Source organism: Pseudomonas sp. CCI4.2 (assembly GCF_034350045.1).
GTDB lineage: Bacteria > Pseudomonadota > Gammaproteobacteria > Pseudomonadales > Pseudomonadaceae > Aquipseudomonas.
On sequence record NZ_CP133781.1, the window covers coordinates 1,852,541 to 1,878,565 of the forward strand.

Annotated in this window: 19 protein-coding genes, 1 tRNA gene and 1 pseudogene; 4 read left to right on the forward strand and 17 right to left on the reverse strand. The window is 55.2% G+C overall.

Translation table 11 applies throughout. From position 1 onward, the window contains the following. Positions 1-341 precede the first annotated feature (341 nt). From RHM65_RS08290 to RHM65_RS08305, 4 genes and pseudogenes are all read right to left on the reverse strand, one after another. Positions 342-1,685 (reverse strand): annotated as a pseudogene (locus RHM65_RS08290) (outer membrane beta-barrel protein); the annotation flags it as partial. Between the two features lie 67 nt (positions 1,686-1,752). Next, positions 1,753-3,372 (reverse strand): bifunctional 3-(3-hydroxy-phenyl)propionate/3-hydroxycinnamic acid hydroxylase, encoded by a 1,620-nt coding sequence (locus RHM65_RS08295; protein WP_322184699.1) that lies wholly within the window; start codon positions 3,370-3,372, stop codon positions 1,753-1,755. A 113-nt stretch (positions 3,373-3,485) separates the two neighbouring features. Then, positions 3,486-4,406, reverse strand: coding sequence for a VOC family protein (locus RHM65_RS08300; protein ID WP_322184701.1), 921 nt, complete (start codon positions 4,404-4,406; stop codon positions 3,486-3,488). Positions 4,407-4,486: 80 nt separating this feature from the next. Next, positions 4,487-5,320 carry a fumarylacetoacetate hydrolase family protein gene (locus RHM65_RS08305; protein ID WP_322166418.1) on the reverse strand — a complete coding sequence of 278 codons (834 nt, stop codon included), beginning with the start codon at positions 5,318-5,320 and terminating at the stop codon, positions 4,487-4,489. 179 nt (positions 5,321-5,499) lie between these two features. On the opposite strand from RHM65_RS08305, the gene RHM65_RS08310 reads away from it, so the two are divergent. Continuing rightward, positions 5,500-6,201 (forward strand): GntR family transcriptional regulator, encoded by a 702-nt coding sequence (locus RHM65_RS08310; RefSeq protein ID WP_322166417.1) that lies wholly within the window; start codon positions 5,500-5,502, stop codon positions 6,199-6,201. 411 nt (positions 6,202-6,612) lie between these two features. Here RHM65_RS08310 and RHM65_RS08315 read toward each other — a convergent pair. The 5 genes from RHM65_RS08315 to rpsU form a co-directional block, all read right to left on the reverse strand. After that, positions 6,613-6,689: transfer RNA gene (locus RHM65_RS08315), tRNA-Ile, on the reverse strand. A 15-nt stretch (positions 6,690-6,704) separates the two neighbouring features. Beyond that, a complete protein-coding gene (locus RHM65_RS08320) occupies positions 6,705-10,448 on the reverse strand; it encodes an EAL domain-containing protein (RefSeq protein WP_322166399.1) in 3,744 nt (1,247 codons plus the stop codon). Between the two features lie 133 nt (positions 10,449-10,581). Further along, entirely contained in the window at positions 10,582-12,432 is a 1,851-nt protein-coding gene (gene rpoD / locus RHM65_RS08325; RefSeq protein WP_322166398.1) for an RNA polymerase sigma factor RpoD, read from the reverse strand. 67 nt (positions 12,433-12,499) lie between these two features. Beyond that, positions 12,500-14,446, reverse strand: coding sequence for a DNA primase (gene dnaG, locus RHM65_RS08330; RefSeq protein ID WP_322166397.1), 1,947 nt, complete (start codon positions 14,444-14,446; stop codon positions 12,500-12,502). A gap of 375 nt (positions 14,447-14,821) precedes the next feature. Further along, a complete protein-coding gene (gene rpsU / locus RHM65_RS08335; protein WP_002551877.1) occupies positions 14,822-15,037 on the reverse strand; it encodes a 30S ribosomal protein S21 in 216 nt (71 codons plus the stop codon). A 196-nt stretch (positions 15,038-15,233) separates the two neighbouring features. On the opposite strand from rpsU, the gene tsaD reads away from it, so the two are divergent. Further along, entirely contained in the window at positions 15,234-16,259 is a 1,026-nt protein-coding gene (gene tsaD, locus RHM65_RS08340; protein WP_322166396.1) for a tRNA (adenosine(37)-N6)-threonylcarbamoyltransferase complex transferase subunit TsaD, read from the forward strand. A 34-nt stretch (positions 16,260-16,293) separates the two neighbouring features. On the opposite strand, the gene plsY is transcribed toward tsaD, so the two are convergent. Further along, positions 16,294-16,863 carry a glycerol-3-phosphate 1-O-acyltransferase PlsY gene (gene plsY, locus RHM65_RS08345; protein ID WP_322166395.1) on the reverse strand — a complete coding sequence of 190 codons (570 nt, stop codon included), beginning with the start codon at positions 16,861-16,863 and terminating at the stop codon, positions 16,294-16,296. A gap of 74 nt (positions 16,864-16,937) precedes the next feature. Between plsY and folB the strand changes: the two genes are divergently transcribed. Then, positions 16,938-17,291, forward strand: coding sequence for a dihydroneopterin aldolase (folB, locus tag RHM65_RS08350; RefSeq protein ID WP_322166394.1), 354 nt, complete (start codon positions 16,938-16,940; stop codon positions 17,289-17,291). Continuing rightward, the gene (folK, locus tag RHM65_RS08355) at positions 17,282-17,788 is read left to right on the forward strand and encodes a 2-amino-4-hydroxy-6-hydroxymethyldihydropteridine diphosphokinase (protein WP_322184703.1); all 507 of its coding nucleotides are present in this window, start codon (positions 17,282-17,284) and stop codon (positions 17,786-17,788) included. The genes folB and folK overlap by 10 nt, the downstream gene beginning before the upstream one ends. Positions 17,789-17,877: 89 nt before the next feature. Here folK and RHM65_RS08360 read toward each other — a convergent pair whose 3' ends face one another. The 7 genes from RHM65_RS08360 to apaG form a co-directional block, all read right to left on the reverse strand. Further along, on the reverse strand, positions 17,878-19,107 hold the full coding sequence (locus tag RHM65_RS08360; RefSeq protein WP_322184705.1) for a multifunctional CCA addition/repair protein: 1,230 nt from the start codon (positions 19,105-19,107) through the stop codon (positions 17,878-17,880). A gap of 116 nt (positions 19,108-19,223) precedes the next feature. Beyond that, positions 19,224-20,786, reverse strand: a complete 1,563-nt coding sequence (locus RHM65_RS08365; protein WP_322166391.1) for a SpoVR family protein — start codon at positions 20,784-20,786, stop codon at positions 19,224-19,226. Beyond that, positions 20,783-22,054, reverse strand: coding sequence for a YeaH/YhbH family protein (locus tag RHM65_RS08370; protein ID WP_322166390.1), 1,272 nt, complete (start codon positions 22,052-22,054; stop codon positions 20,783-20,785). The genes RHM65_RS08365 and RHM65_RS08370 overlap by 4 nt, the downstream gene beginning before the upstream one ends. Positions 22,055-22,193: 139 nt before the next feature. Continuing rightward, entirely contained in the window at positions 22,194-24,116 is a 1,923-nt protein-coding gene (locus RHM65_RS08375) for a PrkA family serine protein kinase (protein WP_322171194.1), read from the reverse strand. Positions 24,117-24,395: 279 nt separating this feature from the next. Further along, positions 24,396-24,725: a thiosulfate sulfurtransferase GlpE gene (gene glpE, locus RHM65_RS08380; RefSeq protein WP_322166389.1), complete on the reverse strand. Its 330-nt coding sequence runs from the start codon at positions 24,723-24,725 to the stop codon at positions 24,396-24,398. 36 nt (positions 24,726-24,761) lie between these two features. After that, positions 24,762-25,643, reverse strand: a complete 882-nt coding sequence (locus RHM65_RS08385) for a symmetrical bis(5'-nucleosyl)-tetraphosphatase (protein WP_322184707.1) — start codon at positions 25,641-25,643, stop codon at positions 24,762-24,764. Continuing rightward, positions 25,643-26,023, reverse strand: coding sequence for a Co2+/Mg2+ efflux protein ApaG (gene apaG, locus RHM65_RS08390; RefSeq protein ID WP_322166387.1), 381 nt, complete (start codon positions 26,021-26,023; stop codon positions 25,643-25,645). Before apaG ends, RHM65_RS08385 begins: the two co-directional genes overlap by 1 nt. Positions 26,024-26,025 lie beyond the last annotated feature (2 nt).

A 26,025-nucleotide genomic window follows, 5' to 3' on the forward strand; every position in this document is an offset into this window, starting at 1 on the left:
GTGACACACGGGATAAAATTGGTCTTTAGCGCTTTGTCGGCGAACAGGTGAATATTGCCCAGTTCAAAACCTTGGTCGCCGAACCCGGCGACCGGAGTGTTGGTCAGCCCTGACTCGCGGTCTTTATGAGATGAGTGGTTGTTGCGTGAAAAACCAGCATCCAGCAGGCCGGATATCTTGATGCCATCGTCGCGCTCCAATGAGTCGCCGAACAGGCTGCGAAACAAGGTACCTTCTCCGAGCTCCACGGGCTCGCTCGCCAGGCAATGACCCGTTGCAAAGACGAACAGAACGTTGCCAAACGATTTAACCATGATGTTCTTCATGCGTTTTCTTTTGTTTTTAACAAGACCCGTCAGCTGCGTACTGTTGCGACCTGCGCCAAAAGGGTGATCGTTTGTATTGCCATCAAATACGTCGTAACGCACTTCCGGGCGCAACGAGACGTACTTGTTCAGGTCATAGCGCAAGCCCGTGGTGAGGGAGTTGAAATTGCCGCGAGCAGTGGATACCGGCAGCAGGATGAACCCATCAGGATCGGCAAAATGCTCGGCTCGTACCGAGTAGGAGAGATCCGTACGTTGCTGATAGGTGAGTACCGCGTTGGCTCCCCACCAATGGGCGCCATCAAAACCAGGGCCGTTAATGATGTCGATGGCTGTTGCCTTGCCGTCACCCTCCTGATGGCCATAAACGACCTCGGCGCCCATCGACCAGTTTGAGTCGAAGCGATGCCAGCCGTTGAGCGAGTGTTGTTGTTTGAACTGACCTTCTGGCGATATCAGGCGCGACGTTGGAGCCTGTACGTCGTTGGACGTGTCATTCTGTTCATCGCCGAGGATGAACTCATAGTCGAGCCAGGTTTGCATGTCTGATGTGCGCCAACGCAAGGCCCCCATCACCGACTTCTGTTTGTTGTTATCGCTCAGGTTGTTCCACCCTTGGACTACCCCTAGTTCGGCGCCGAGAATTGATGATTTGCCGTTGTACAATCGAGTGCCAAGGAGTGCGCCACTGACAGTTCCCGGCTCGCTAACGAAGGCATAGGTCTTGCTCGCAAACGGATTACGAGCAGCGCGAATGTTGGGCGGGATTTCATAGCCCATGGCCGGTCCGAATATCCCAGCCATGGCCGTGATACCAGGACCATAAGGCAGATAGGCGGTGGCAGCGATGTTGGGAATCGCGAGGAATTTTTGTTTGTCGCGCTGGGCCTTGGCAAGGTTGGTATCACCAGGCGAGTTGACATCCCAGTGCATGTCCCAGCCTGTAGTGCGAGCGAATTGGGCATTACGCCCGTAGTTCAATTCGAATGTAAATCCGAAAGATGCTTCGCTCGGCGATGGCCCTGGCAACGGTGTGATACGTGGCACCACGTTGCCCTTCAGCGGCTTGTCGATGAATAGATGCAAGCTCCCCCATTCCAGGCCCTCGTCCGCGAAACCAACGACCGGAAGATTGCTTAAGCCTTGCTGACGCTCAGCATGGGTCGAGCGATTGTTACGAGAGTAAGCAACGTCAAACAGGCCAGAAACCTCAACCCCATAATCCTTTTCCAAGGTGTCACCAAAAAGGCTTCGAAATACCGTGCCTTCACCTGTCTCAGGGATCTGGGTGGCGTGAGCGTTGAGCGTTGCAAAGGCGGCCAGAACCGCACCAAGCGTTTTCACCTTGATGTTGATCATTATCTGTCTCTTATTTTTGTTGTCAGAGTTTGGGAGGTCGGGGCATCCATGCCCCCGGAAAACGGTGTCAGGCGTGACAGGTCTTTGTGTCGTTGTTGGTACGGGTTTGCTGGCCGCTGCTTTGTAGCTGATCGCGCAGGGTGTCGATTAATTGTGGCAGCGCCGACAACGCTGCCACGCCGCCATAGCAGTAGTAGTCAGGTCGCACGATGAGGGCTTCGAGTCCGGCCTCTGCCATGAATCGCAGGTATTTTCCAGAGACGTCTCGATAGATGCCTTGGCTACTGTCCGCCGTTTGTGCAAGTCGAACGATCTTCAGATCGTAGTCGCTAATAAATCTCGACTGTTCCGAACTGAGCAGCACCAAAGGGTCAAGCTCGCCACTCACCAGCAAGTGAAAACCGCGTCCGATGACGTCGTCATAGCGGCTGACCTTCCCGCCGATCTCGATTGATCCATGCACTCCAAGCGTGCCGCGCAATGGGCCAGCCGTTGGCAGTAGTCCATCGGTCAAACCCGGGAACGGCGGCAGCGGCGCAACATTACCGCTCAGGTAGGCCGCGTCGCGCTCGGCCGCCTCGACCGGGTCTGATACGCAGACAACTTTTCCCATCGCCATGGACGCTTCTATAACGGCGCGGATCTGCGGTTTGCGCTCAAGTGTATAGCCGTCCAACAGCGTTTCATCGGCCAAGCCGCGCATCAGCAAATCGAGCCGCCAGGATAGGTTCCATGCGTCGCGGATTCCCGAGCACATACCTTGGCCCATGAACGGCGGCATCACGTGGGCCGCATCGCCAGCCAACATCACCCGACCGCTGTGCCAATTGGAGGCAATTCGCGAACGAAACTGGTAGACCGCGTGGCGCACCAAGGTTGCAGTGTCCGGCGTGACCCAGCGCGACAGCAACGACCAGACCTTGTCGGTATCTTGAAGGTCTTCAATGGCTTCGTGGGGCAGACGCATAAACTCCCAACGCCGATAACCAGGTCCGCCGGGAACCATTGTGGTGGGGCGTTCGGGGTTGCACCACTGGCCGATATCCGGAACATCCAGTGGCACACCGGGCTTGGGTTGCAGATCGACCACCAGCCAGTCTTCCTGAAAGCCCAGATCCTGCCATTCAATGCCTAGCGACTGGCGCACGAAGCTGTTGGCGCCGTCGGCGCCGATCACATAGCGCGCCCGAACACTTTGCTGTTCTTCACCGAGTAAAAACTTACCGTCTTGGCGAATAACCCGATTAAGAACCATGTCGCAGCCGTGGTTATCTTGTTTCAGCGCTGTCGCTTCCCAACCCTGATGGACTCGCACATTGCCGATGCTTTTGGCTTTGCGGTCCAGGGCAGCTTCCAACAATGGTTGATTGAACAAGTAACCGAACGGCCCGTCACTGATCGATTCGGCGGACCAATCTATCTCTACCAAGACCTTCCAATCAGCGTTGAACCACTGATAGCGTGCTGAAGGTTGAGAGATTTTTGCCAGTTCCTCGCCAAGTCCCATAGAGAGGAAGATTCGCCGAATTTCATGATCGTAAAATACTGCACGCGGGAGCGGATATAGCGCGGGCCAGCGTTCGAATACGGCGACCGTGTAGCCCATTTGGCCTAACAGGATGGCCAGCGTCTGGCCAACTGGGCCGTATCCGGCAATGGCAATATCGACTGTAGTTTGCTGATTCATGATCTGTGCCTCGTGTACTTCGCAATGATTTCCGGGCAGGGCCGGACCCGTCGCGCGAGCGGGGAGGCTAGCGCAATGCAGGAGTGTCAATTTTTTAATAAGAGCCGAGCGACTCAGGCAGGTGCCGGGGTATCCGCTTCAGTATTGAAAATGAAGTTGTCCGGCACGTCTGGCCCCCAGAGGTACAGCGAGTTTTCCGGCGGATAGTCGCCGGCAGGCCATTCAACGCCTTCGCTAATGTAATCCATGTCTGCCGAATACTCGCAGAACGAGCCCCACGGATCCTGCACGTAGTGAAAGTAGTTCGAGCCCAAGCAATGACGACCTGTGCCCCAGCCCTTGGTGTGCCCCGCCTTCGCCATTTGCGACGCGCCTGCGCCGACTTCGTCGATGCTGTCCACTTCCCATGCCGCGTGGTGCCAGCCCTTGGCACTACTCTTGGCGAACGCCACCAGATGGTGGTCACAACCGTGGGGTGCGTGACTGAAGGCGATGATGTCCATCGACTTGTCTGAGAGCTTCAAGCCCAGGGCCTGCTCGTAAAAATGCAGCGCGCCAAGCACATTGGGAGTGAACAACAGAACATGGGACAAGCGGCGAGGCCGGATTTGTACCATGGCGTCGCGGGTCGTTGCGCCGCGGCGGTTGGGCGGGGTGATAGTGTTTTGGTGATCGGACTTTTGATTTGGCATGGTTTTTTCGCCGACCTTGACCTGCAACAGGTTACCGTCAGGGTCATGGAACCAAATTCCTGGTTCGGGACGGTCTGCAAAACGTCCACCAGCGGTTTCGATCTGCTGACGTATGGCGCTGAAATCCTGCTCGTAGCAGTTGAAACTCAGATACGCGAGCGACTTGGACGCGGCGGGGAATATTTTTGCCGAGACATGGCCGTCAATTGCTTTCAATAGGAGTTGATTGGGTTCACGTTGAACATCGAGGCCGAAGCTTTTGAAGAATTGGTAGGCTTCGGCCAGTGACGGAACGTTCAACGCGTAATGATCGATTGAATGCACACCATGGGACACGCTCATGATTGCCTCCATTAAATTTTTCTTATTGTGGGGCGCAGGGCAATATCAGCCCTGAGCTGAGTTCAAATCAGTGTTAGGTATCAGACTTCATCAATGACTGGATTAACTAGTTTGCCGATGCCTTCGATCGATACCTCGACCACATCACCCGCTTTCAGGTAGACCTTCGGATTCATACCAAAACCGACCCCGGCGGGGGTGCCGCTGACAATCACGTCGCCAGCTTCGAGCGTTACTGCTTCGCTCAGCGTCGAGATGATTGTGGCGACGTCGAACAGCATGTCCGTGGTATTGGCCGACTGTACAACCTTGCCGTTGACGCGCGTTTCGAGCAACAAGCCTTTGCCCCCGGCAGGTAGCTCGTCGGCCGTTACTAGTATCGGTCCGAATGCGCCCGTGTTATCGAAATTCTTGCCAACAGTCCACTGGGGCGAAATGAATTGATAATCACGTACCGAGCCTTCGTTGAAAAGCGCATAACCGGCGACGTGATCGAGTGCGTCTTCCTTGCAGATATGACGCCCACCGCTTTTAAGCACCACAGCCATTTCACCTTCGTAGTCGAGGGTGTCGGAGATTCGCGGACGAATCAGCGGCTTGTTGTGGGCCGTAAGGCTGGAATTCCAACGAGGGAATAATGTCGGGTAGGTCGGTTGTGCGTAAGGGGACTCTTTCGTGTGGTCGGCGTAGTTCAGGCCCACGCAAACAATTTTGGTCGGACGCTGCATCAATGGCAGATACGCATCTTCAGCAATGTTGACCAATTCACCGCTGGCGTCGGCACCGTAGGTGCTCAGATCGACGCCGCGCGCTAACAACGATTCTAGAGATTCGGTTCCCAGTACGCGTACGCCGCTTGCAGTGACGACACCTAGGACAGGTTGACCTTGATTGAGGAAGCTAACGTAACGCATGAAAGATTTCTCTTATTGGTTTTAGTAAGCGTCGGTCATGAAGGGCAGCACCGACTGTGTGGTTACAAAGCTAGAGCCAAAAAAATATATCGTCAACAATAAAATATATATTTTATGGAATTTGATAAATTAACAGCCCTGTGTATTATCCGCACAGACATGTGAAGACGGAGTCGACCGTGAATTCCCCTCTAATTACCTGGCAATCGGCTGATCCCCCTGAAAAGCGCACCATGGCTTCGCAGTTGGAAGCCCGGATTCGTCAGGACATCATCAACGGCCAGTTAGCGCCAGGCAGTCGCCTGCGCCTCAAGGAGTTGGCAGAATCTTATGAGGGTGGGGTCATCCCGTTGCGTGAAGCGCTGTCGCGCCTTGCGAGCAGCGGCTTCGTCTCGGCGGCCGATCAAAAAGGTTTCAGTGTCGGCCGTATATCTGCGGCAGAAATTGCCGACATCACCGCCGCTCGACTGCACATTGAGTGCAAGACGCTGGCCGATTCGATTCGTCAGGGCGATGTGGAGTGGGAGAGCCGCGTTCTTGCGGCCCACCATCGACTGGATCGTCTGACGATGGTTGAAGGCCCGGAGCGACTGCTCAAGCCCGAATGGGAAAACGCTCACGAAGTTTTTCATCAGGCGCTGATCTCCAGTTGCAACTCGCCCACGCTGCTGCGCCTGTGCTCGTCCTTGAGAGATCAGACGGCCCGCTATCGTTTTTTGTCGATGCACTACGCCGACAGCAGCGCACGCGATGTGCCCAACGAACACCGTCAGTTGATGGACGCAGTGCTGGCCAAAGACATCGACAAGGCCTGTGAGCTGCTGTCCAGTCACTATCAGACCACAACGGATTCAGTGCTCAAGCATGCGTTACTGGGGTAGCACTGACATCTTCTCGACGCTTGCTGGATTGATGGGAGAAACGAATAAAAAATGGCTTACGTTAATTAGGCGTAAGCCATTTTTTGCGCAGCCATTGCCGTAGCAGACTCTGCATGCGCCCAGGTGCGCCATGGACTGGTGCACTACACCAAAATGAAGTCGAGTAAGAACCGGTCGGTACCGATTGCTAAAGTTCTTGAGGATTTATTGAAGGCAGCTTTGCCTTTTACATGGGGGGTGAAAAAGAAGAACCGAAAAGTGGTGAGCGCCTCGAAAATTTGGAAGTTTTTTCCGCGTGAGAATTTTCAAGTGTGGACGTTTTGTGGACGTTTTGCGTTCTTTACGGTTTTTCCGCTCAGATTCAGCGAACGCCAGAAACGACGAAGGCCACGTAAGACGTGGCCTTGAAGATGGTGGGCCCAGTAGGACTCGAACCTACGACCAAGGGATTATGAGTCCCCTGCTCTAACCAACTGAGCTATAGGCCCTCAGTAGGTCGCGGATTATAGCGATGGTTTCTCGGCTGTGCTATCCGAAAAGTCCGAAACGTTCATAAGAAGAAACCTCGCGCAGAATTCTTCGGCGCGGAGGGGCTGGCTGACGATGAAGCCTTGGATCTGCTCACATCCCTCAAGGGTCAGGAATTGTTGCTGCTCAATCGTTTCAACACCCTCAGCAATCACGGTCAGTTGCATGCTGCGGCCCAGGGCGATGATTGCGCGCACGATGGCAGCGTCGTGGGGGTCGTCGGGTAGGCCTCGGACAAATGACTGGTCGATTTTGAGGATATCCAGCGGCAGGCGTTTGAGGTAGCTGAGCGATGAATAGCCGGTGCCGAAGTCGTCGATGGCAAGTTGCACGCCGATTTTCTTTAGTTTGTGCAGCACGGCCAGGGCTTCTTCGGCTTGGCTCATGATGAAGTTTTCGGTGATTTCCAGCTGCAGGCAGCCGGGGCGTAGGTCGCATTCTTTAAGCAGCTGTTCGATGCGACGCAGGAGATTGGGTTGGCGCAATTGCGCGCCCGCCAGGTTCACCGAGAGAGGGCCAAACGGTTGGTAGGTTTTGTTCCACTCGCACAGCTGGCGGCAGGCTTGTTCAAGTACCCAGTCGCCGATTTGCATGATCGTGCCGTTTTCTTCGGCCAGCGGGATGAAGTGTTCGGGTGGGACGTCGCCGAACGTGGGGTGACGCCAGCGGATGAGCGCTTCGGCGCCGACCAAGCGTTGTGATATCAGGCTGAGTTTCGGCTGGTAGTAAAGGCTCAGTTGGTTGCGCTCAATGGCGCGTCTGAGTTCATGTTCCAGTGCAATCCGCTCGCTGGCCTGAGAGGTCAGATCACGGGTATAGCGTTCTACCCGGTTGCGGCCCTTGGCTTTGGAGCGGTACATGGCGGCGTCGGCATTTTTGATCAGCGTCGCAACGTCGGAGCCGTCCGCAGGGAACAGGCACGTGCCGATGCTTGCGCTGATGAAAAACTCATGTTCGCCCGCTTGAAACGGTGCGTTGAAGCCAGCCAAAAGCTTGTTCGCGACGGTTTCTGCGTCATTGGCATGCAGCAGGCCGGGCAACAGAATGATGAACTCATCGCCACCCAGCCGTGAGACGGTATCAACGTCGCGTAGTTGCTCTTTGAGGCGTAGGGCAATGCCTTTGAGCAACAGATCGCCCACCGGATGACCCAGGCTGTCATTGATGTGTTTGAAGCGGTCCAGATCAAGAAATAGAACGGCGCCTTGGCCAATGGCATCGTGGCTGTGGCCGAGCGCGGTTTGCAAGCGGCTTTCGAACAGGGTGCGATTGGGGAGGCCGGTGAGTGGGTCGTGATGCGCCTGATAGTCGAGGCTCGCTTGGGCGTGTTTAAGGCTGGAGATGTCCGCGAACACGGCGACGAAGTGCGTAATAACCTGCTCCGGGTTACGCACTGCGCTGATGGTCAACCAACTGGGGTAAAGCTCGCCGTCCTTACGACGATTACTGATTTCTCCCTGCCAATGCCCTTCGGCGTTGAGCTGGTACCACATGGCGGCATAAAACGCGCTGTCATGCTGGCCTGAGGCAAGCAGTCGCGGCGTCTGGCCGAGAGCTTCTTGTTCGCTGTAGCCGGTGATTTCCGAAAAGGCGCGATTGACCGCGTTGATGCGTTGCTGGGTGTCGGTGATCAATACCCCTTCAGCGGTGCTTTCAAATACGGTGGCTGCCAGTTGCAGCTTCTCCTGCATTTGCTGGCGCTCGGTGATGTCCCGAGCAATGGTCAGCATGCATTCTTCACCGCCAATCGGTAATGGTCTGGCGGAAACTTCGCACAACCTGATCTGACCATCCCTGCGACGGATATGGCTGATGAAGTCGCGCACGAAGCCATCGCGCTTGAGCAGTTTGATCATCTGATCACGCTCTTTCAAATCCACCCAGATGCCAAGGTCGATGGTCGAGTTGTCGAGGGACATCGCGCTGATATAACCGGTAAGTCGAGTAAAACCGTCGTTGACCTCAATTAATAGGCCGTCGCTCTGACGGGTGATGAGCATTCCGTCCGGGGACGAGTGAAAGGCTTTGGCGAATTTTTCCTCTGAAATTTGCAGCTGTTGCTGGGCTTCTTTAAGCGGACTGATATCGCGCACCACCACCACCAGTGCCGGCGTCGAGTCCAGATCAAAGGTTTCGGCTGAAATCAGGCCGGTGAACATACGGCCATCGACCCGCCGAAAAGGCATTTCCAGGTTGCGAATGCTGCCGCTTTGCAAGCGCGTGAGCAGGCTCGGACCAATACCGGGTATTCCCCAAATGTTCAGGTCGGTAGCGGCTCGACCAATGATCTGGTCTGCATTAAGCCCAATCTGCTCTTCAAATGCCTTGTTCGCTTCGAGCACGCAGCCGTCGGACAGCCGAGCGATTAGCAGAATGTCAGGGCATTGCGTGAATACCGAGGCGAATTTTCCTTCGGACAGGCGAAGGGCATCTTCGGTTTGCTTGGTTTCACTGATGTCGATCATCAAACCGCGCTTTACCATGGTTTGGTCGTGGTGGATCAAACTGACGATATCGCGGACCCAGATGACTTTACCGTCGGCGCGAAACACCCGGTAGTCGAGGCTATGGCCACGGCCGAGGCGGGTTTGCTGGTCGCAGAATCGCTCCGCTTGGAGTATGTCGACGGGGTGAACAATGCTTCGCCAAAAGCCGGGGTTCAGCCATTGAGCCAGTGGGTAGCCAAGCAAGGCTACCGCGTGAGGCGAAACGTAGCTGTACGTGTAATCACTGACATTGGCTTCCCACGCGATGGCTGAAAGACTCTCAATGAGGCCTCGATAATGGTATTCGCTGGTTCGCAGGTCTTGTTCAAGCGTGACCCGCCGGTCGATCTCTGTGCTCAATCGGCGATTGATGCGAATGACCACTGCCAGTACGGTAGAGAGTAACAACAGGCCGGGAAGGCCATAGAACAGAAAATCCTGCCAAAACTGGGGGTGATCAAATGAACTTCCGACCCAGCGCTCTTGGATGGCATCAACTTCCGAAGGGCTTAGCTCAGCGAACACCTTGTTCAAAATGCCGACCAATATTTGCTGGCTTTGCGGAACGGCCATAGCCAGTTGATAACGATAGGGCGTCTCGCCGCTGACATAAATGCCGTCCAGTTTGAGCTGGCGCAGGCTCCAGACGCTGGACGCCAGATCACCCACTATCGCGTCAACCTCGTCTGTGGCCAAGGCCTGCAGGGCAGAGCTGACGTTGGGGAAGGGAATCAGATTAAGTTCGGGGTGTTGTGTGCGAAGCAGTTCATGGGGAGCGCCGTTTTTAACGACGGCAATCTTCAGGTTTTGTAACTCTTTTACGTTGTGCGGGTGCATCCGGTGTTCGTGAGCGAGGATAACAATCGGGAAATCGAGGTAGGGAAGGGTAAATGACAAGTATCGCTGCCGCTCTGGCGTTGACATAACACCGGGCAATAGATCGATGTCGCCCGCTTTGGCTCTATTGAGTACCTGACTCCAATTCTCTGACGTAACGGGCTTAAACGTTATGGAAAGGCGTTTTTCAATGAGCGCTACATATTCCGACGCGAGCCCTCTGTGGTCACCTTGTGCGTCGAGAAACTCGAATGGCGGCCATGTACCGTTGACGCCCAGACGAAGTTCCTTGTGTGAGCCAAGCCAGTTTCGCTCCTCATCTGAAAGCGTCAGCGCGTTAGCCGTTACCGTCGTGCCAATCATGTAGAGAAAAATAACGGCCGACAGTCGTGACATGGCGTTCTCAATCCAGGCAGTCAGGAGTGAGACGAGTGTAGTCGGGCCCAAGCCGGTAAGAAGGCGCACGAAAAGTTAATTCTGCATGACGCAAAACCCCCGGCAAGCCGGGGGTTTGGTGTTGCCTGTCTACTTACTCGTCGAGGAACGAGCGCAGGTGCTCGCTTCGCGTCGGGTGCCGCAGCTTGCGCAGTGCCTTGGCTTCGATTTGACGGATTCGCTCACGCGTTACGTCAAACTGTTTACCAACCTCTTCCAGCGTGTGGTCAGTATTCATGTCGATGCCGAAGCGCATACGCAGTACTTTGGCTTCGCGAGCGGTAAGGCCCGAGAGCACTTCGCGCGTCGCTTCTTTGAGGCTTTCGACCGTGGCAACATCGATTGGCGACTGCATAGTCGAGTCTTCGATGAAGTCACCCAAGTGCGAATCTTCGTCATCACCAATTGGCGTTTCCATGGAGATCGGCTCTTTAGCGATCTTCAATACCTTGCGGATTTTATCCTCAGGCATTTCCATGCGTTCGCCCAGCTCTTCCGGGGTCGGTTCGCGACCCATTTCCTGCAACATCTGCCGGGAAATACGGTTGAGCTTGTTGATCGTCTCGATCATGTGCACCGGAATACGGATGGTGCGGGCCTGGTCGGCGATCGAGCGAGTGATCGCCTGACGGATCCACCAGGTGGCATAAGTCGAGAACTTGTAACCACGACGGTATTCGAACTTGTCCACCGCTTTCATCAAACCGATATTGCCTTCCTGGATCAGATCGAGGAATTGCAGGCCACGGTTTGTGTACTTCTTGGCGATTGAGATCACCAGACGCAAGTTCGCTTCAACCATCTCTTTCTTCGCGCGGCGGGCCTTGGCCTCACCGATCGACATGCGACGGTTGATGTCCTTGATCTCGGAAATCTTCAAACCTGTTTCGGTTTCGAGTGCGGTCAGCTTCTGCTGGCAGCGCTGGATATCGACTTGCAGACGGCCAATGGCTTCAGCATATTTGCTTTTGCCTTTAGCCAGTGCGTCGGTCCAGCTCTCGTCGACTTCGTTGCCCGGGAACATGCGAAGGAAATCGGCGCGAGGCATACGTGCATCACGTACGCACAGCTGCATGATCGCTCGCTCTTGAGCACGCAAGCGCTCTAGTGCACTGCGAACACGCTCGACCAAACCTTCAAACTGTTTAGGAACCAGTTTGATCGGCATGAACAGGATGGCCAACTCGATGAGTTCGGCAGTAGCCTGCTTGCTGCCACGACCATGCTTTTTCAGCGCTTTACGGGCGATTTCCATTTGATCGGAAACCGCACCGAAGCGCGCTGCTGCGATGATCGGGTCAGGGCCGCTTTCGACTTCTTCCTCTTCCTCGGTTGCTCCCTCTTCCTTTTCTTCCTCTTCGTCGTCGCCTTCTGGCTTCGCCGCTTTGGGATCTACAGGAGGTGGGACCTCGGCGGGAGCCGCGATGCCGTCGTCCGGGTCGATATAACCGCTCAGAACGTCAGAAAGGCGTCCACCTTCGGTCGTGACACGTGTGTACTCGGAAAGAATATGGTCAACCGTGCCAGGGAAGTGCGCAATTGCGCCCATCACTTCGCGGATGCCTTCTTCAATACGCTTGGCGATTTCAATTTCGCCTTCACGGGTCAGAAGCTCGACCGTACCCATTTCACGCATATACATGCGCACGGGGTCGGTGGTGCGACCAATGTCGGTCTCAACTGCCGCCAATGCTGCGGCCGCTTCTTCTGCGGCCGCCTCATCGGTGTCAGCTTGAGCCAACAGGAGTGCATCCGCATCCGGGGCACTCTCGAATACGTTGATCCCCATGTCGTTAATCATGCGGATGATGTCTTCCACTTGCTCCGGATCTGAAATATCTTCGGGCAGGTGGTCGTTGACCTCCGCGTAAGTCAGGTAACCCTGCTCACGACCTCGGGTAATCAACTCTTTGAGGCGAGACTGCTGTTGCGCTTTTCCGGACATAACACCCTATCCACTGAAGGTCTTGGCGGGCAAAAAACAAGCCGAGGATTATACCCGAGCTATGACCTCACGCGCCAGTTGAGGTCGGGTTTTGTGCAGGAACATTACGAATTAATAGATCACGTAGCTGAACTTTCTCTTCTGCGCTCAGTTCGGATTGCCGTGCTTTCCTGATCAGATGTTCCAGGCTGCGCTCGCGTTGGCGGGCGGATAAGCTAGTTATAGTGTCGAAAAACTGTTGTTCAAGGTTATCGGCCTCAATCAGCCATTCTTTCTCTGCTAATGCGCGTAACAGTCGGCCTTGTTCTGTGCCATGCCAACGCGCAATCAATTGAAGTGAACGCAGCTTCGGATTTTTCTGCAGTGCTTCCAGCAGAGCGACCAGTAATTGCGCGTAAATATGATCTTCTGCAGCAAAGTGGCTGGCATCTTCGACTTTCTCGGCCAGTTGCGGATGATGCAGAAGTGTTCTCAATGCGGTGAGTGTCGGCGGTTCTACCGTCGCTGGCGTACGAGGGCCTCGGGGTTCGAAGTCGGGTCGTTTACCCTTCTTGTCCCAAGGTTTCTTTTCCCACTTTTTCTGACCGCCGGCTTTCTTGGTCCAGTCAGGTTGAGCGTCATAAGTGCTGGCTGGCTGAAAGTCAGCGTAATCCGGTATAGCGTCGTAATCGATGTTCGGGTCATAACTGGGAGGTGCTTCTTGCGGCGCGCTCTGTACCAGTTGATGCATGGCCTCAGTGTTGAGCCCGGTAATTTCAGTCAGGCGCTGACGCATGAGCGTTTTTAAGTTTGCGCCCGGTACCTTGTCGATCAGCGGCGCGGCCAGGGTTGCCATGTGGGCTTTCCCCTCCAGCGAGCGCGGATCGGCCTCTTTGGTCAGCTGCTCGAAAAAATAGTCAGCCAGCGGTTGTGCATGCTGATTGATTCGCGCCTTGAACGCGTCTGTCCCTTCGGAGCGGACCAGCGTGTCTGGATCTTCACCTTCGGGCAGAAATAAAAAACGCGCCCGGCGTCCATCCTGCAAGCTGGGCAGTGCTGCCTCTAGCGCTCGCCAAGCGGCATTACGGCCTGCCTGGTCGCCATCAAAACAAAACAGTACGTTAGGCACGACCCGGAAAAGCTTTTTCAAGTGGTCTTCGCTGGTCGCGGTGCCAAGCGTAGCAACGGCATTGCGCAAGCCTTGTTGGGCGAGGGCGATGACGTCCATGTAGCCCTCGACGACGATTATTTCATCAAGGTTACGACTGTACTTCCGTGCTTCATAAAGGCCGTACAGCTCCTGTCCTTTATGAAATACAGGTGTTTCCGGTGAGTTCAAGTACTTGGGCTTGTCATCGCCCAATACCCGGCCGCCAAAAGCGATGACGCGTCCGCGACTGTCGCGGATGGGAAACATCACGCGGTCACGAAAGCGGTCGTAGCGTTTGCCGGTCTCGGCATTTTCGATCAGCAGGCCCGCATCAATCATGGTCTTCTGCTGAAGCGTGTCACTGCTCAAGTGTTTGTGCAGGTTGTCCCAGCCGGGTGGAGCAAAGCCAAGGCCGAAATCGCGAGCGATTTCACCGGACAGGCCGCGACCTTTCAAATAATCCACGGCGGCTTTGCGCGTCGGATGGCTTTTCAGGGCCTGACGATAAAATTCGGCGGCCGCCGTCAGCAGAGGGTAAAGCGGTGAGTCGGTCGGCTGACGAGGCTTTTGCCCTTTGACGCTCTGTTCGCGCGGCACTTCCATGCCGGCGGCTTTAGCAAGTTCTTCGACGGCCTGAGGAAAATCCAGGTTGTCGTGGTCCATCATGAAGCCCAATGCATTGCCGCCTGCGCCACAGCCAAAGCAGTAATAAAACTGTTTGTCGGGGCTGACACTGAACGATGGGGTTTTTTCTTTGTGGAACGGGCAGCAGGCGCTGTAGTTCTTCCCGGTTTTCTTCAATTGTAGACGTGAGCTGACAACATCGACAATGTCGGTGCGGTTCAGAAGGTCGTCAATGAAGCTTTGGGGAATTAGCCCTGCCATGGCGTTCTCATCATCAGACTGCCCGCCAGAAAAATCGTGGCGAAACTAAAACGTAACAACAGCGGCCATTGCGGGCCAGTGTGTTCACTAAGCTGACATTGGGAGACGCTGCCTGATTGAACTCCTTACGAAGATCAATTAGGCGTGCTCGTCATGTGCATTGGTCGTCGTCAGTGTAGACGTGATCAATACAACCTGAATCCTTGTCGGAAATCAGAGCTGACGTGTCTTGACGGGATTTGTCTGAGTCGCAGTTGGCATGCACCTGCGGCTTAGACAGCCTCTGTCAGTGAAGCATGAGGCTTGTTATGCAACTGCCGGCAGCCCGGCTTTGAAGGCCGGGCGTGGCAGAAGCTTGCGACGGTTGTCTGTAAATTAATACAGACGAACGGCGCGGCGCTGTTCGCGCTGTACTTTCTTGGCGTGACGCTTAACAGCGGCTGCTGCTTTACGCTTACGCTCAGAAGTCGGCTTCTCGTAAAATTCGCGGCTACGAACTTCAGCCAGAACACCGGCTTTTTCGCAGGAGCGCTTGAAACGACGCAGAGCTACGTCGAAGGGTTCGTTCTCTTTAACTTTGACGGCTGGCATCCAGAGCTACCTTCTTTCATTACCGGGGTCAACGTCTGGTGCAAAACTGCACTTAAGTACGTCGGTTTTTAAGGGTTGCGGATGTTAACCCCTCATTGAGAGGAATGCAAAGCCTCTGATCGAAAAGCGCTGGTCGGCGCTTGGAGCGACGCTTATTATGCGCCCCTTCAATTCAGCCTCTACAAGGCGCAAACCCATGCTAGTACTGGGATTAGAGACATCGTGCGATGAAACGGGTGTCGCACTTTACCACAGTGAAAAAGGTCTGCTGGCTGACGCATTATTTAGCCAGATTGATTTGCATCGCGCCTACGGTGGCGTTGTGCCCGAGCTGGCGTCGAGGGATCACGTCAAGCGAATGCTGCCATTAATCCGTCAGGTATTGGCTGACGCCGACTGTGTGGCGACCGATATCGATGCCATTGCCTATACGGCAGGTCCGGGTCTGGTGGGCGCTCTTTTGGTGGGCGCTTCTTGCGCTCAGGCGCTGGCGTTTGCCTGGGACATTCCCGCCTTGGGCGTGCACCACATGGAAGGACACCTGCTGGCACCCATGCTGGAAGAGCGACCGCCGGAATTTCCGTTCGTCGCGTTGTTGGTGTCGGGCGGTCATACCCAGTTGGTTCGGGTGGACGGCATTGGCCTGTACGAGCTGATGGGCGAGACGCTGGACGATGCTGCGGGTGAGGCGTTCGACAAGACCGCGAAGATGATGGGTCTGCATTACCCAGGCGGTCCGGAAATCGCGCGGCTGGCCAGTCAGGGTGTGCCGGGGCGGTTTGTATTTCCGCGGCCCATGACCGATCGGCCGGGGCTGGATTTCAGTTTCAGTGGTTTGAAAACCTCCGCCCTGAACACTTGGCAGCAACGCCAAAGCGCTGGGGACGACGGTGAGCAAACCCGTTGCGACATCTCCCTGGCCTTCCAGCATGCGGTGGTAGAGACTTTGACCATCAAGTGCAAACGAGCCCTCAAGCAGGCGGGTCTAAAGCGGCTGGTCATCGCTGGCGGCGTGAGTGCCAACAAGGCATTGCGCGTGTCGCTGGAGAAAATGCTGGGCGAGCTTCATGGCGAGGTGTTCTATGCGCGGCCTGAGTTCTGCACCGATAACGGCGCGATGATTGCGTTCGCCGGGTGCCAGCGTTTACAGGCTGGGCAAAAAGAGGATTTGAGCATCAGCGTGCAGGCGCGGTGGCCAATGGAGCAGTTGACGGGTTTGTGAGGGGGTTGGCATGAGCCCGGTTCATCCGACACATTCAGAAATGCCGTTCGCGCCCTGCAAGCAGGTCGCGTAAATTACCGCGATGGCGCCATACGATGAGCACGGTCAGGAAGCTCATTGGGAGCAGCGCTTGCGGCTCCTGCCATGCCAGTACCGGCAAGGTCAGTGGGAGCGCGATCAGCGCGGCGAGTGAGCTGGTACGGGTCAGGAACACTACCAGCAGCCAGGCGCATATCGCGAGGGCTGCGGCGGGTGGATAGAGTCCCAGCAACATGCCGACAGCTGTAGCAACGCCCTTTCCGCCGCGAAAGCGGAAGTACACCGGAAAAAGATGACCGAGTACCGCACACAGTCCTATCCATGCTTGTTCTTGCAGGTCGAGCCCTAGCAGTTTGGCAGCGAGAACCGCCAGCAAGCCTTTGCACAGGTCGCCGATGAGAGTTAAAACCGCAAGTTTTTTCCCCGCCAGGCGCAACATGTTGGTCGCGCCGGCGTTACCCGAACCACTGGCGCGGGGGTCTGGGCTGCCGGTGAGTTGGCTGAGCCAGATGGCGAAGGACAGTGAGCCAAGCAGGTAGGCGAGAATCGCCAGTAACCAAAACATGCAAACCACTCCGGGCGAGTTTGCCCTGATTCTAACGGCGCATCGCGCCCTTGTCGTGCAGCGGAGAACAGTGCTTGGACAGAGTTTTTATCGAGGGTCTGGAAGTCGATACGGTCATCGGCGCCTACGACTGGGAGCGTGGCATTCGCCAATGCCTGCGTCTCGACCTGAGCTTCGCCTGGGACAATCGGCCTGCTGCGGCAGGTGATGACCTCAGCAAGGCGCTCGACTACGCCAGCGTTTCAGCGCGAATACAGGCCTTCGCCGAGCAGGCACAATTTCAGTTGGTGGAGACGTTCGCCGAGCGTCTTACGGAGGTGCTGATGAGTGAGTTTCAAATCCCTTGGATGCACCTCAAGTTGACCAAGCCCGGCGCCGTTTCGGCAGCGTCTGGTGTGGGCGTGGAGATCGAGCGCGGATGCCGCTAACTCAGATATTCCTTGGCCTCGGTAGCAATATCGAGCGCGAAAAAAACCTGCACGCAGGGCTTGAGGCACTCGACAGTTTTTTGCAGGGCATGACCTGTTCCCCGGTGTTTGAAAGCCAGCCGGTGGGGATCAAAAGCGGTCCATTTTTCAATCTGGTGGTTACGGCGTATACCGATCTGCCGCTGATGGAATTGGACCGTCGTTTGAAATTCATCGAGGCGGACAATGGCCGTTATGCCCCTGAGCGCAAGGGCTTGCCACTGGACATCGACGTGCTGCTTTTTGGTGAGCTGGTCGGCAATTTCGATGGTTTGATTCTGCCTCGCGCGGAAATCCTCAAAAATGCATTTGTGCTATGGCCACTGTCGTTGATAGCGCCGGAGCGTTTGCACCCGGGTGTCAACAAGACGCTTGAGGCGTTGTGGCGAGAGGCGAATATCGACCAGGCATTAGCGCCTGTTTCGTTTGAGTGGCGCGGGCAGCAATTGACCCCCTGATTCGTCTGACAACACCCTGTAGGAACCAACTTGTTGGCGAATAGGCGGCGTTTTGTTTCAGATAAACCGTCTCGCCAAAACGTGGGCTTCTACAGATTTTGAGAGCTTTTGTAGGCTTTGACTGCGTTCAGGCGTTCACGCTTTAGTGCTTCACCCAGCTGCGGCCCTTCAAAACCCTGATCACGCAACGGCTGCGCAGTCACCCTTCGCGCTGCGTCAGCGGCACCGCGCAGATAGTCCGCCTGCGGATAGTCGCGCTGCTCGAACCCCAGGCGACCTCGCGCATCCATCTCGCAGGCGGCAATAAACTCCTCAAAGCGCTGTGGCCGACGGTAGATATCGAAGCTTTGCAGCAGCTCAAACAAGGTTGAAGCCTTTAGCTCAAGGGCTCGGTGACCATGGGTGTGGTACTGACCGACCAGCAGCGCCAGTTCCTGGCAATCGCGCGGCACTTTGAAGCGGGTGTTCACGGCTTTTATCAGGCGCAGCCCGGTGTGTTCGTGCGCAATATGCCGTGGCCATTCGCTCTCGGGTGTCAGCCCTTTGCCCACGTCATGCAGGAGACAAGCCCAGCGCACGCTCAACGGCTGTTGGTGAGCAGCCGACTGTTCAAGGACGCTAAGAATATGCTCGCCGGTATCGATTTCGGGGTGATGAGCGGCTGGCTGCGGTACGCCGAATAGCGCATCTACCTCAGGAAATAGCACCTCCAGTGCGCCGCATTCGCGCAATACCCGAATGAACACCTGTGGCTGATTTTCCATCAGCGCGCGGGAGATTTCTTTCCAGCTACGCTCCGCCGTCAATGCCTGCAATTCGCCCGACTCACTGAGCTGTCGCATCAGTAACAAGGTGTCGGGCGCTATGGTGAAACCGTCTGGGGCGTAACGTGCTGCGAAGCGAGCGACACGCAGTACCCGCAATGGATCTTCGGCGAATGCCGGAGAAACGTGGCGTAAAATACGGGCTTTTAGGTCTTCTTGGCCGTGGTAAGGGTCAGTTAAATTCCCTTCGCCATCTTCGGCAATCGCGTTAATGGTCAAGTCGCGACGGACTAAGTCTTCTTCAAGTGTGACCTCGGGGCTCGCATGAAAGGTGAAGCCGCCGTAGCCAACGCCGCTTTTGCGTTCAGTGCGGGCGAGGGCGTATTCCTCCCCGGTCTTGGGATGCAAGAACACTGGAAAGTCCGAGCCAACCGGGCGATACCCGCCAGCAAGCATTTCATCGGCAGTGGCCCCGATGACGACCCAGTCAATGTCGGCGACCGCTTTACCGAGAAGGCGATCCCGCACCGCGCCCCCTACTTTATAAATCTGCATAAAAAACCTCCGTAAGCGCGACAGGATAAACCTTTGAGTCGTTACTTACGGAGGCAAAAGTGAAAAGAGCGAGCTACACGCTTGAGGCTTGGCGCCTGAAGCTCGCAACTCAAGTCTTATAGGTGAACGACCGCCAAATCGAGCCGGGGATATTCACTATCGGCGTGTTCGCCTCTCGGTGGGACGTGATGGGTTTTCATGATCTGATCGCCTTGTAACGTCTCCAGGTGAATATCAAAGCCCCATAAGCGGTGCAGGTGTTTGAGCACCTCGTCAGTGGAGTCGCCCAGCGGTTTACGGTCGTGCTGCTGATGACGTAGCGTCAGCGAGCGGTCACCGCGCCGATCAATGCTGTAAATCTGTATGTTAGGTTCGCGATTTCCCAAGTTGTATTGAGCTGCCAAGGTTTCACGAATCGTCTTGTAGCCGGGTTCGTTATGAATGGCCGGAACCAGCAGGTCATCCTTCTGATCGTCGTCCATGATGCTGAACAGCTTGAGGTCGCGAATCACCTTGGGCGACAGGTACTGCAGGATAAAACTCTCGTCCTTGAAGCTGCTCATGGCGAATTTGATCGTGGCCAGCCAATCGCTGCCAGCGATGTCCGGAAACCAGTGCCGGTCTTCATCTGTGGGATGCTCGCAAATGCGTCGAATATCCCGGTACATTGCGAACCCTAGGGTGTAAGGATTGATACCGCTGTAGTAGGGGCTATCGAAGCCGGGCTGATAAACAACGCTGGTGTGCGACGTCAGGAACTCCATCATGAAACCATCGGTGACGAGGCCTTCATCGTAGAGATCATTCATTAGCGTGTAGTGCCAGAAGGTTGCCCAGCCCTCGTTCATGACCTGAGTCTGACGCTGTGGGTAAAAATACTGCGCAATTTTGCGAACGATCCGCACCACTTCACGCTGCCACGGTTCAAGCAGTGGCGCGTGTTTTTCGATGAAATAGAGGATGTTTTCCTGAGGTTCGACGGGGAAGCGAGCATTATCCTTGTCGCTATTTTTATCTGCGCTTTTCGGAATGGTGCGCCACAGATCGTTGATCTGCTTCTGCAAATGTTCCTCACGGTCTTTCTGCCGACGGCGTTCTTCCTCGGCAGAAATCGGATAGGGACGTTTGTATCGGTCAACTCCGTAGTTCATCAGTGCGTGGCAGGAATCCAGTAAATCTTCCACTGCATCAATGCCATGGCGTTCCTCGCACTGCATGATGTACTGCTTGGCGAACACCAGATAATCAATAATCGAACTGGCGTCCGTCCAGGTGCGGAACAGATAATTGCCCTTGAAGAAGCTGTTATGCCCGTAACAGGCGTGTGCCACCACCAATGCCTGCATGCAGATGGTGTTCTCTTCCATCAAGTAAGCGATGCAGGGATCGGAGTTGATCACGATCTCGTACGCCAGGCCCATTTGGCCTCGGCTGTAGGACTTCTCGGTACTGAGGAAGTGTTTGCCGTAGGACCAATGGTGATAGCCCAGCGGCATGCCGACAGACGCATAAGCGTCCATCATCTGCTCGGCAGTGATCACCTCGATCTGGTTGGGGTAAGTGTCCAGCGCATAACGTTCGGCAATGCGGCTGATTTCCCGGTCGTAGGCCTGGATCAGCTCGAACGTCCATTCTGAACCCGTGGACAGCGGTTGACGCTTCTGCTCTCTAGCGGTCATGTCACTAACCTGCGCTGGAAGAGTTCTCGGAATACCGGATAGATATCACCGGCAGATACCAGCTGTTGCTGGGCAAACGTGTCGGGGAATTCGTCGCTGATACGTTCATATTCGAACCACAGCGCCTGATGTTCGCGTGGGGTAATTTCCACGTAAGTGTAGTACTGCACGAAGGGCATGATCTGCTTGACCAAGATGTCGCGACAGATCGGTGAGTCGTCGTTCCAGTTATCGCCGTCGGAAGCCTGGGCCGCGTAAATGTTCCATTCGTTGGTGGGGTAGCGCTCGGCCATGATTTCCTGCATCAGTTTCAGTGCGCTGGAAACAATGGTGCCGCCGGTTTCTCGTGAGTAAAAAAACTCCTCTTCATCCACTTCGCGGGCGCTGGTGTGGTGGCGAATGAACACGACTTCGATTTTGTCGTAATTACGCTTGAGGAATAGGTACAACAGAATGAAAAAACGTTTAGCGATGTCCTTGGTCGCTTGAGTCATGGAGCCGGAAACATCCATTAGGCAAAACATGACGGCTTTGGAGCTGGGGCTCGGCTGTTTGACCAGCAGGTTGTATTTGAGATCGAAAGTGTCCAGATAAGGGACCCGGTGGATACGGGTTTTCAACCGTTCTATTTCAGCTTCCAAGTCGCGAATATCGCCGAAATTGTCCGGCTCTTCACGCTTCATGCGTTCCAGCTCGGTGATTGATTCACGCAATTTAGCGCGGCTGCTGCCAGAGAGTGCGATGCGCCGTGCATGGGCAGACCGCAGGGTGCGGATGATGTTGATGCGCGACGGGTTACCTTCGTTGCTGATGCCCGCCCGCACGGTTTTAAACGTGTCGGTACCGGTTAGGTTGCGCTTTACCAGGTTGGGAAGCTCAAGGTCTTCGAACATGAACTCGAGAAATTCTTCCTGGCTGATCTGGAACACGAACTCATCGGAGCCTTCGCCGGAATTGCTCGCCTTGCCAGGCCCTTTCCCGCCACCGCCACCTTGAGGCCTGGCAATGTGCTCGCCGGTGGTAAATTCTTTATTGCCGGGGTGGACAACGGTTTGTTTGCCGCCGCGACCATGATGCAGAACCGGTTCATCGATATCCCGACCGGGGATGCTGATTTGTTCGCCGTGTTCCATGTCGGTGATGGAACGGCGGCTGACGGCTTCTTCGACTGCTTTTTTAATGTGATCACGGTAACGCCGCAGGAAGCGCTGGCGGTTCACCGTGCTTTTATTCTTGCCATTGAGACGTCGGTCGATCACATAACTCATACGTGGCCCTCCGGGCAGCATTAAGTTACAAGCTTCAAGCTGCGAGCTGGAAGCTTAAAGACAAGCGGTCAACCGCAATGACCGCAAGCACGCCCGCATGCGCGTGCCTGTGGCTTGCAAGGTGTCGCTTGCCGCTGCCTTACTGCGATTTCCTGACCCGCAAATACCACTCAGACAACAGCCGTACCTGTTTGTCGGTGTAGCCACGCTCGACCATCCGAGTAACGAAATCGTTGTGCTTTTGCTGATCCTCTTTGCTGGCCTTGGCGTTGAAGCTGATGACCGGCAGCAGATCCTCCGTGTTCGAGAACATTTTCTTCTCGATGACGACCCGCAATTTTTCGTAGCTGAGCCAGGTAGGATTTTTGCCGTTGTTATTGGCGCGGGCACGCAGCACGAAGTTAACGATCTCGTTGCGGAAATCCTTCGGATTACTAATGCCAGCCGGTTTCTCGATTTTTTCCAGCTCCTCGTTCAGCGCAACTCGGTTAAGAATTTCACCGGTTTCAGGATCACGATATTCCTGATCCTGAATCCAGAAGTCTGCATAAAGCACGTAGCGGTCAAAAATGTTTTGTCCGTATTCGCTGTAGGACTCCAGGTATGCGGTCTGGATTTCCTTGCCGATGAACTCGATGTACCGCGGCGCCAAATACTCTTTGATAAAGCGCAGGTACCGCTCACGGGTCTCGGCCTGGAACTGTTCCTGCTCAATTTGTTGTTCCAGTACGTACAGCAGATGCACGGGGTTGGCCGCGATTTCGTGCGGATCGAAGTTAAAGACTTTCGACAAAATCTTGAACGCGAAGCGCGTTGACAGGCCATTCATGCCTTCATCCACGCCTGCGTTGTCGCGGTACTCCTGAATCGATTTGGCCTTCGGATCAGTGTCTTTCAGGTTTTCGCCATCGTAAACGCGCATCTTCGAATAGATGTTCGAGTTCTCAGGCTCCTTGAGACGTGACAGCGTGGTGAATTGCGCGAGCATCTTCAGGGTGTCGGGCGCGCAGTGGGCTTTGGCCAGGGAGCTGTTGAAGAGCAGCTTGTCATAAATTTTAATTTCATCACTGACCCGTACGCAGTACGGCACTTTGACGATGTAAATCCGGTCAATGAAGGCTTCGTTGTTCTTGTTATTGCGGAAACTGTGCCATTCCGATTCGTTGGAGTGGGCCAACAGGATGCCGGTGAACGGGATCGACCCGAGCCCTTCGGTGCTGTTGTAGTTACCTTCTTGGGTGGCGGTAAGCAGAGGGTGCAAGACCTTAATCGGCGCCTTGAACATTTCGACGAATTCCATCAGGCCTTGGTTAGCCCGGCAGAGTGCGCCCGAGTAGCTGTAAGCGTCGGCGTCGTTTTGTGGGAATTCTTCCAATTTGCGAATATCGACCTTACCGACCAACGCAGAAATATCCTGGTTGTTTTCATCGCCGGGTTCGGTTTTCGCTACGGCAATTTGATTCAAAATCGATGGGTACAGTTTGACCACTTTGAATTGGCTGATGTCGCCCCCGAACTCAGCCAGACGTTTGGTCGCCCACGGCGACATGATCGTACTGAGGTAGCGTCGGGGAATACCGAAATCCTCTTCGAGGATCTCGCCATCTTCGGTGGCATTGAACAAGCCCAACGGAGATTCAAATACCGGAGAACCCTTGATGGCGTAGAACGGTACTTTTTCGATCAGCTGTTTGAGTTTTTCTGCCAGCGAGGACTTACCGCCGCCCACCGGGCCGAGCAGATAGAGGATTTGTTTCTTCTCCTCCAGGCCCTGAGCAGCGTGGCGGAAGTAAGAGACGATCTGGTCAATGCACTCTTCCATGCCATGGAAGTCTTCGAACGCTGGGTAGCGACGAATCACTTTATTGGAAAAGATGCGCGACAGCCGAGAGTTGGCCGACGTATCGAGCAACTCGGGTTCACCAATGGCCAGCAGAAGACGTTCTGCCGCAGAGGCGTAGGCACTACGATCACTTTTGCAAAGCTCAAGATACTCCTGCAGCGAGAGCTCTTCTTGACGTGTTGATTCGAAGCGTTGTTGGAAGTGGCTAAAAATACTCATGACGTCACCTCGCTCGATACGTTGAGCCGGCGGCGGATCGTCAGTCGATGCTGGCATGCAGCTGAAAACTCCAGCTGCCATTTACCCCCCAGAACACCATAAAGTTACTACCGATGACCCGCGCGCCGGTGTACCGGCTCTCCCCTGATTCGGATGGCCTAGGCTAAGGATAGTTCGGAATCACAGACATCCACGAGTATTGATTGATTAGTCGGGCTAACCGTTCGTCCGTTTGCTCGCGAGCCCGCTCAGGGCGCGGGATCGGCGGGGATAAAAAAATTATTCCAACGTGCCCTGAGCGGTTTCGTCCGGGTAGGTGTTTCGCCACAATTCAAAACCGCCATCCATGCTGTAAACGTCAGAGAAACCTTGACCGACTAGGTAGGCGGCGGCGCTTTGACTAGAGTTGCCGTGATAGCAGACCACAACCAGCGGTTTATCCAGATCTGCCTTGGCGATGAAGTCGGCGATGGAATGGTTGTCCAGATGCTGCGCGCCAGGAATGTGATTGGCCGCGAAGGTTTGTTGATCGCGGACGTCGACCAGCACTGCGCCGTCTTCAAGCAGCGAGTGGGCTTGTGCAGGGGGGATACGTTTGAATTCGGTCATGGCCGGGGCTCCTGAGGACTGCGCAAGAAGTGGATTCTAACCCTTGCTAATAATGTGTAGACCAACACGCTTTGATGACACGGGATTGGCATCGGCCAGCCCTTTCGCGTCGCACTCGCAGCTATGGCGCTCTAGCGTGTCGACGTTAAGCAGCGTCATTGCGCCGCCCCAGACACACCCGGTGTCGAGGGCAAATAGACCGGGCTCGGTGCATTTACCTTCAAGTGCTGCCCAATGGCCAAAAATTATTTTCTGGCCGCGGGTCTTGCGTTCTTGGTGGCTGAACCAAGGGGCATAACCTGGAAGAGCGGTACCGACACCTTCCTTGGTTTTAAGGTCGAGGGTGCCGTCGCTGGTGCAAAAGCGCATGCGGGTGAAATAGTTGGTGATGACCCGTAGGCGAGTTATGCCTTGTAAGCTGGGCTGCCATTTAGCGGGTTCATTGCCGTACATACCATCGAGAAACGGCTCGTACAGGTTGTCATCGCGCAGAGCGGTTTCAACTTCTTGGGCATACGAGAGGGCTTTGCTCAGCGTCCATTGCGGCGCAATACCCGCGTGAACCATCGCAATTTTACGGACCGGGTCGTAATGCATCAGTTTCTGTTGGCGCAGCCATTCAAGTAACGGAGTGCGGTCCGGCGCTTCGAGCACTTCGCGCAACGTGTCATTCTTTTTTAGCCGCTCGATGTTGTGAGCGGCAGCCAGCAAATGCAGATCGTGGTTACCCAAAACGCATACCAGCGAATCGCGCATGCCGTAGAGGAAACGCAAGGTCTCCAGCGACGCCGGGCCACGGTTGACCAAATCCCCTACCAGCCAGAGGCGATCCTTGCTCGGATCAAAGGCAACGTGTTCAAGCAAACACTGCAGCGGTTCCAGACAACCTTGTAGGTCGCCGACGGCATACACCGCCATCAGTGCAGGGCGCCGGGCATGGCGAGGCGGAAGGGTGCAATTACGGCGTCGAAGCGCTTGCCGTCTTCGGCCAGCATTTGATAACTGCCCTGCATATTGCCGACTTTGGTCATCATGACGGTGCCGCTGCTGTAGGTATGGCTGTGCCCGGATTTGATCAGGGGTTGCTGACCGACTACGCCATCGCCACGAACCTCCTCGACATGACCGTCACCGTCGGTGATTACCCAATGCCGTGAAAGCAACTTGGCCGGTAACTCTCCGCTGTTGTGCACGGTGACTGTGTACGCGAACGCGAAACGATTTTGCTCGGGTTGCGACTGCTCTACGAGAAAGCGCGTAATGACGCTGACGTCGACTTGATAGCGAGGATCGGACATGC

Coding starts and splice junctions, on each gene's coding strand:
- RHM65_RS08295 (WP_322184699.1), bottom strand. CDS start 3,372: ATGAATCAGCAAACTACAGTCGATATTGCCATTGCCGGATACGGCCCA.
- RHM65_RS08300 (WP_322184701.1), bottom strand. CDS start 4,406: ATGAGCGTGTCCCATGGTGTGCATTCAATCGATCATTACGCGTTGAAC.
- RHM65_RS08305 (WP_322166418.1), bottom strand. CDS start 5,320: ATGCGTTACGTTAGCTTCCTCAATCAAGGTCAACCTGTCCTAGGTGTC.
- RHM65_RS08320 (WP_322166399.1), bottom strand. CDS start 10,448: ATGTCACGACTGTCGGCCGTTATTTTTCTCTACATGATTGGCACGACG.
- rpoD (WP_322166398.1), bottom strand. CDS start 12,432: ATGTCCGGAAAAGCGCAACAGCAGTCTCGCCTCAAAGAGTTGATTACC.
- dnaG (WP_322166397.1), bottom strand. CDS start 14,446: ATGGCAGGGCTAATTCCCCAAAGCTTCATTGACGACCTTCTGAACCGC.
- rpsU (WP_002551877.1), bottom strand. CDS start 15,037: ATGCCAGCCGTCAAAGTTAAAGAGAACGAACCCTTCGACGTAGCTCTG.
- tsaD (WP_322166396.1), top strand. CDS start 15,234: ATGCTAGTACTGGGATTAGAGACATCGTGCGATGAAACGGGTGTCGCA.
- plsY (WP_322166395.1), bottom strand. CDS start 16,863: ATGTTTTGGTTACTGGCGATTCTCGCCTACCTGCTTGGCTCACTGTCC.
- folK (WP_322184703.1), top strand. CDS start 17,282: ATGCCGCTAACTCAGATATTCCTTGGCCTCGGTAGCAATATCGAGCGC.
- RHM65_RS08360 (WP_322184705.1), bottom strand. CDS start 19,107: ATGCAGATTTATAAAGTAGGGGGCGCGGTGCGGGATCGCCTTCTCGGT.
- RHM65_RS08365 (WP_322166391.1), bottom strand. CDS start 20,786: ATGACCGCTAGAGAGCAGAAGCGTCAACCGCTGTCCACGGGTTCAGAA.
- RHM65_RS08370 (WP_322166390.1), bottom strand. CDS start 22,054: ATGAGTTATGTGATCGACCGACGTCTCAATGGCAAGAATAAAAGCACG.
- RHM65_RS08375 (WP_322171194.1), bottom strand. CDS start 24,116: ATGAGTATTTTTAGCCACTTCCAACAACGCTTCGAATCAACACGTCAA.
- glpE (WP_322166389.1), bottom strand. CDS start 24,725: ATGACCGAATTCAAACGTATCCCCCCTGCACAAGCCCACTCGCTGCTT.
- RHM65_RS08385 (WP_322184707.1), bottom strand. CDS start 25,643: ATGGCGGTGTATGCCGTCGGCGACCTACAAGGTTGTCTGGAACCGCTG.
- apaG (WP_322166387.1), bottom strand. CDS start 26,023: ATGTCCGATCCTCGCTATCAAGTCGACGTCAGCGTCATTACGCGCTTT.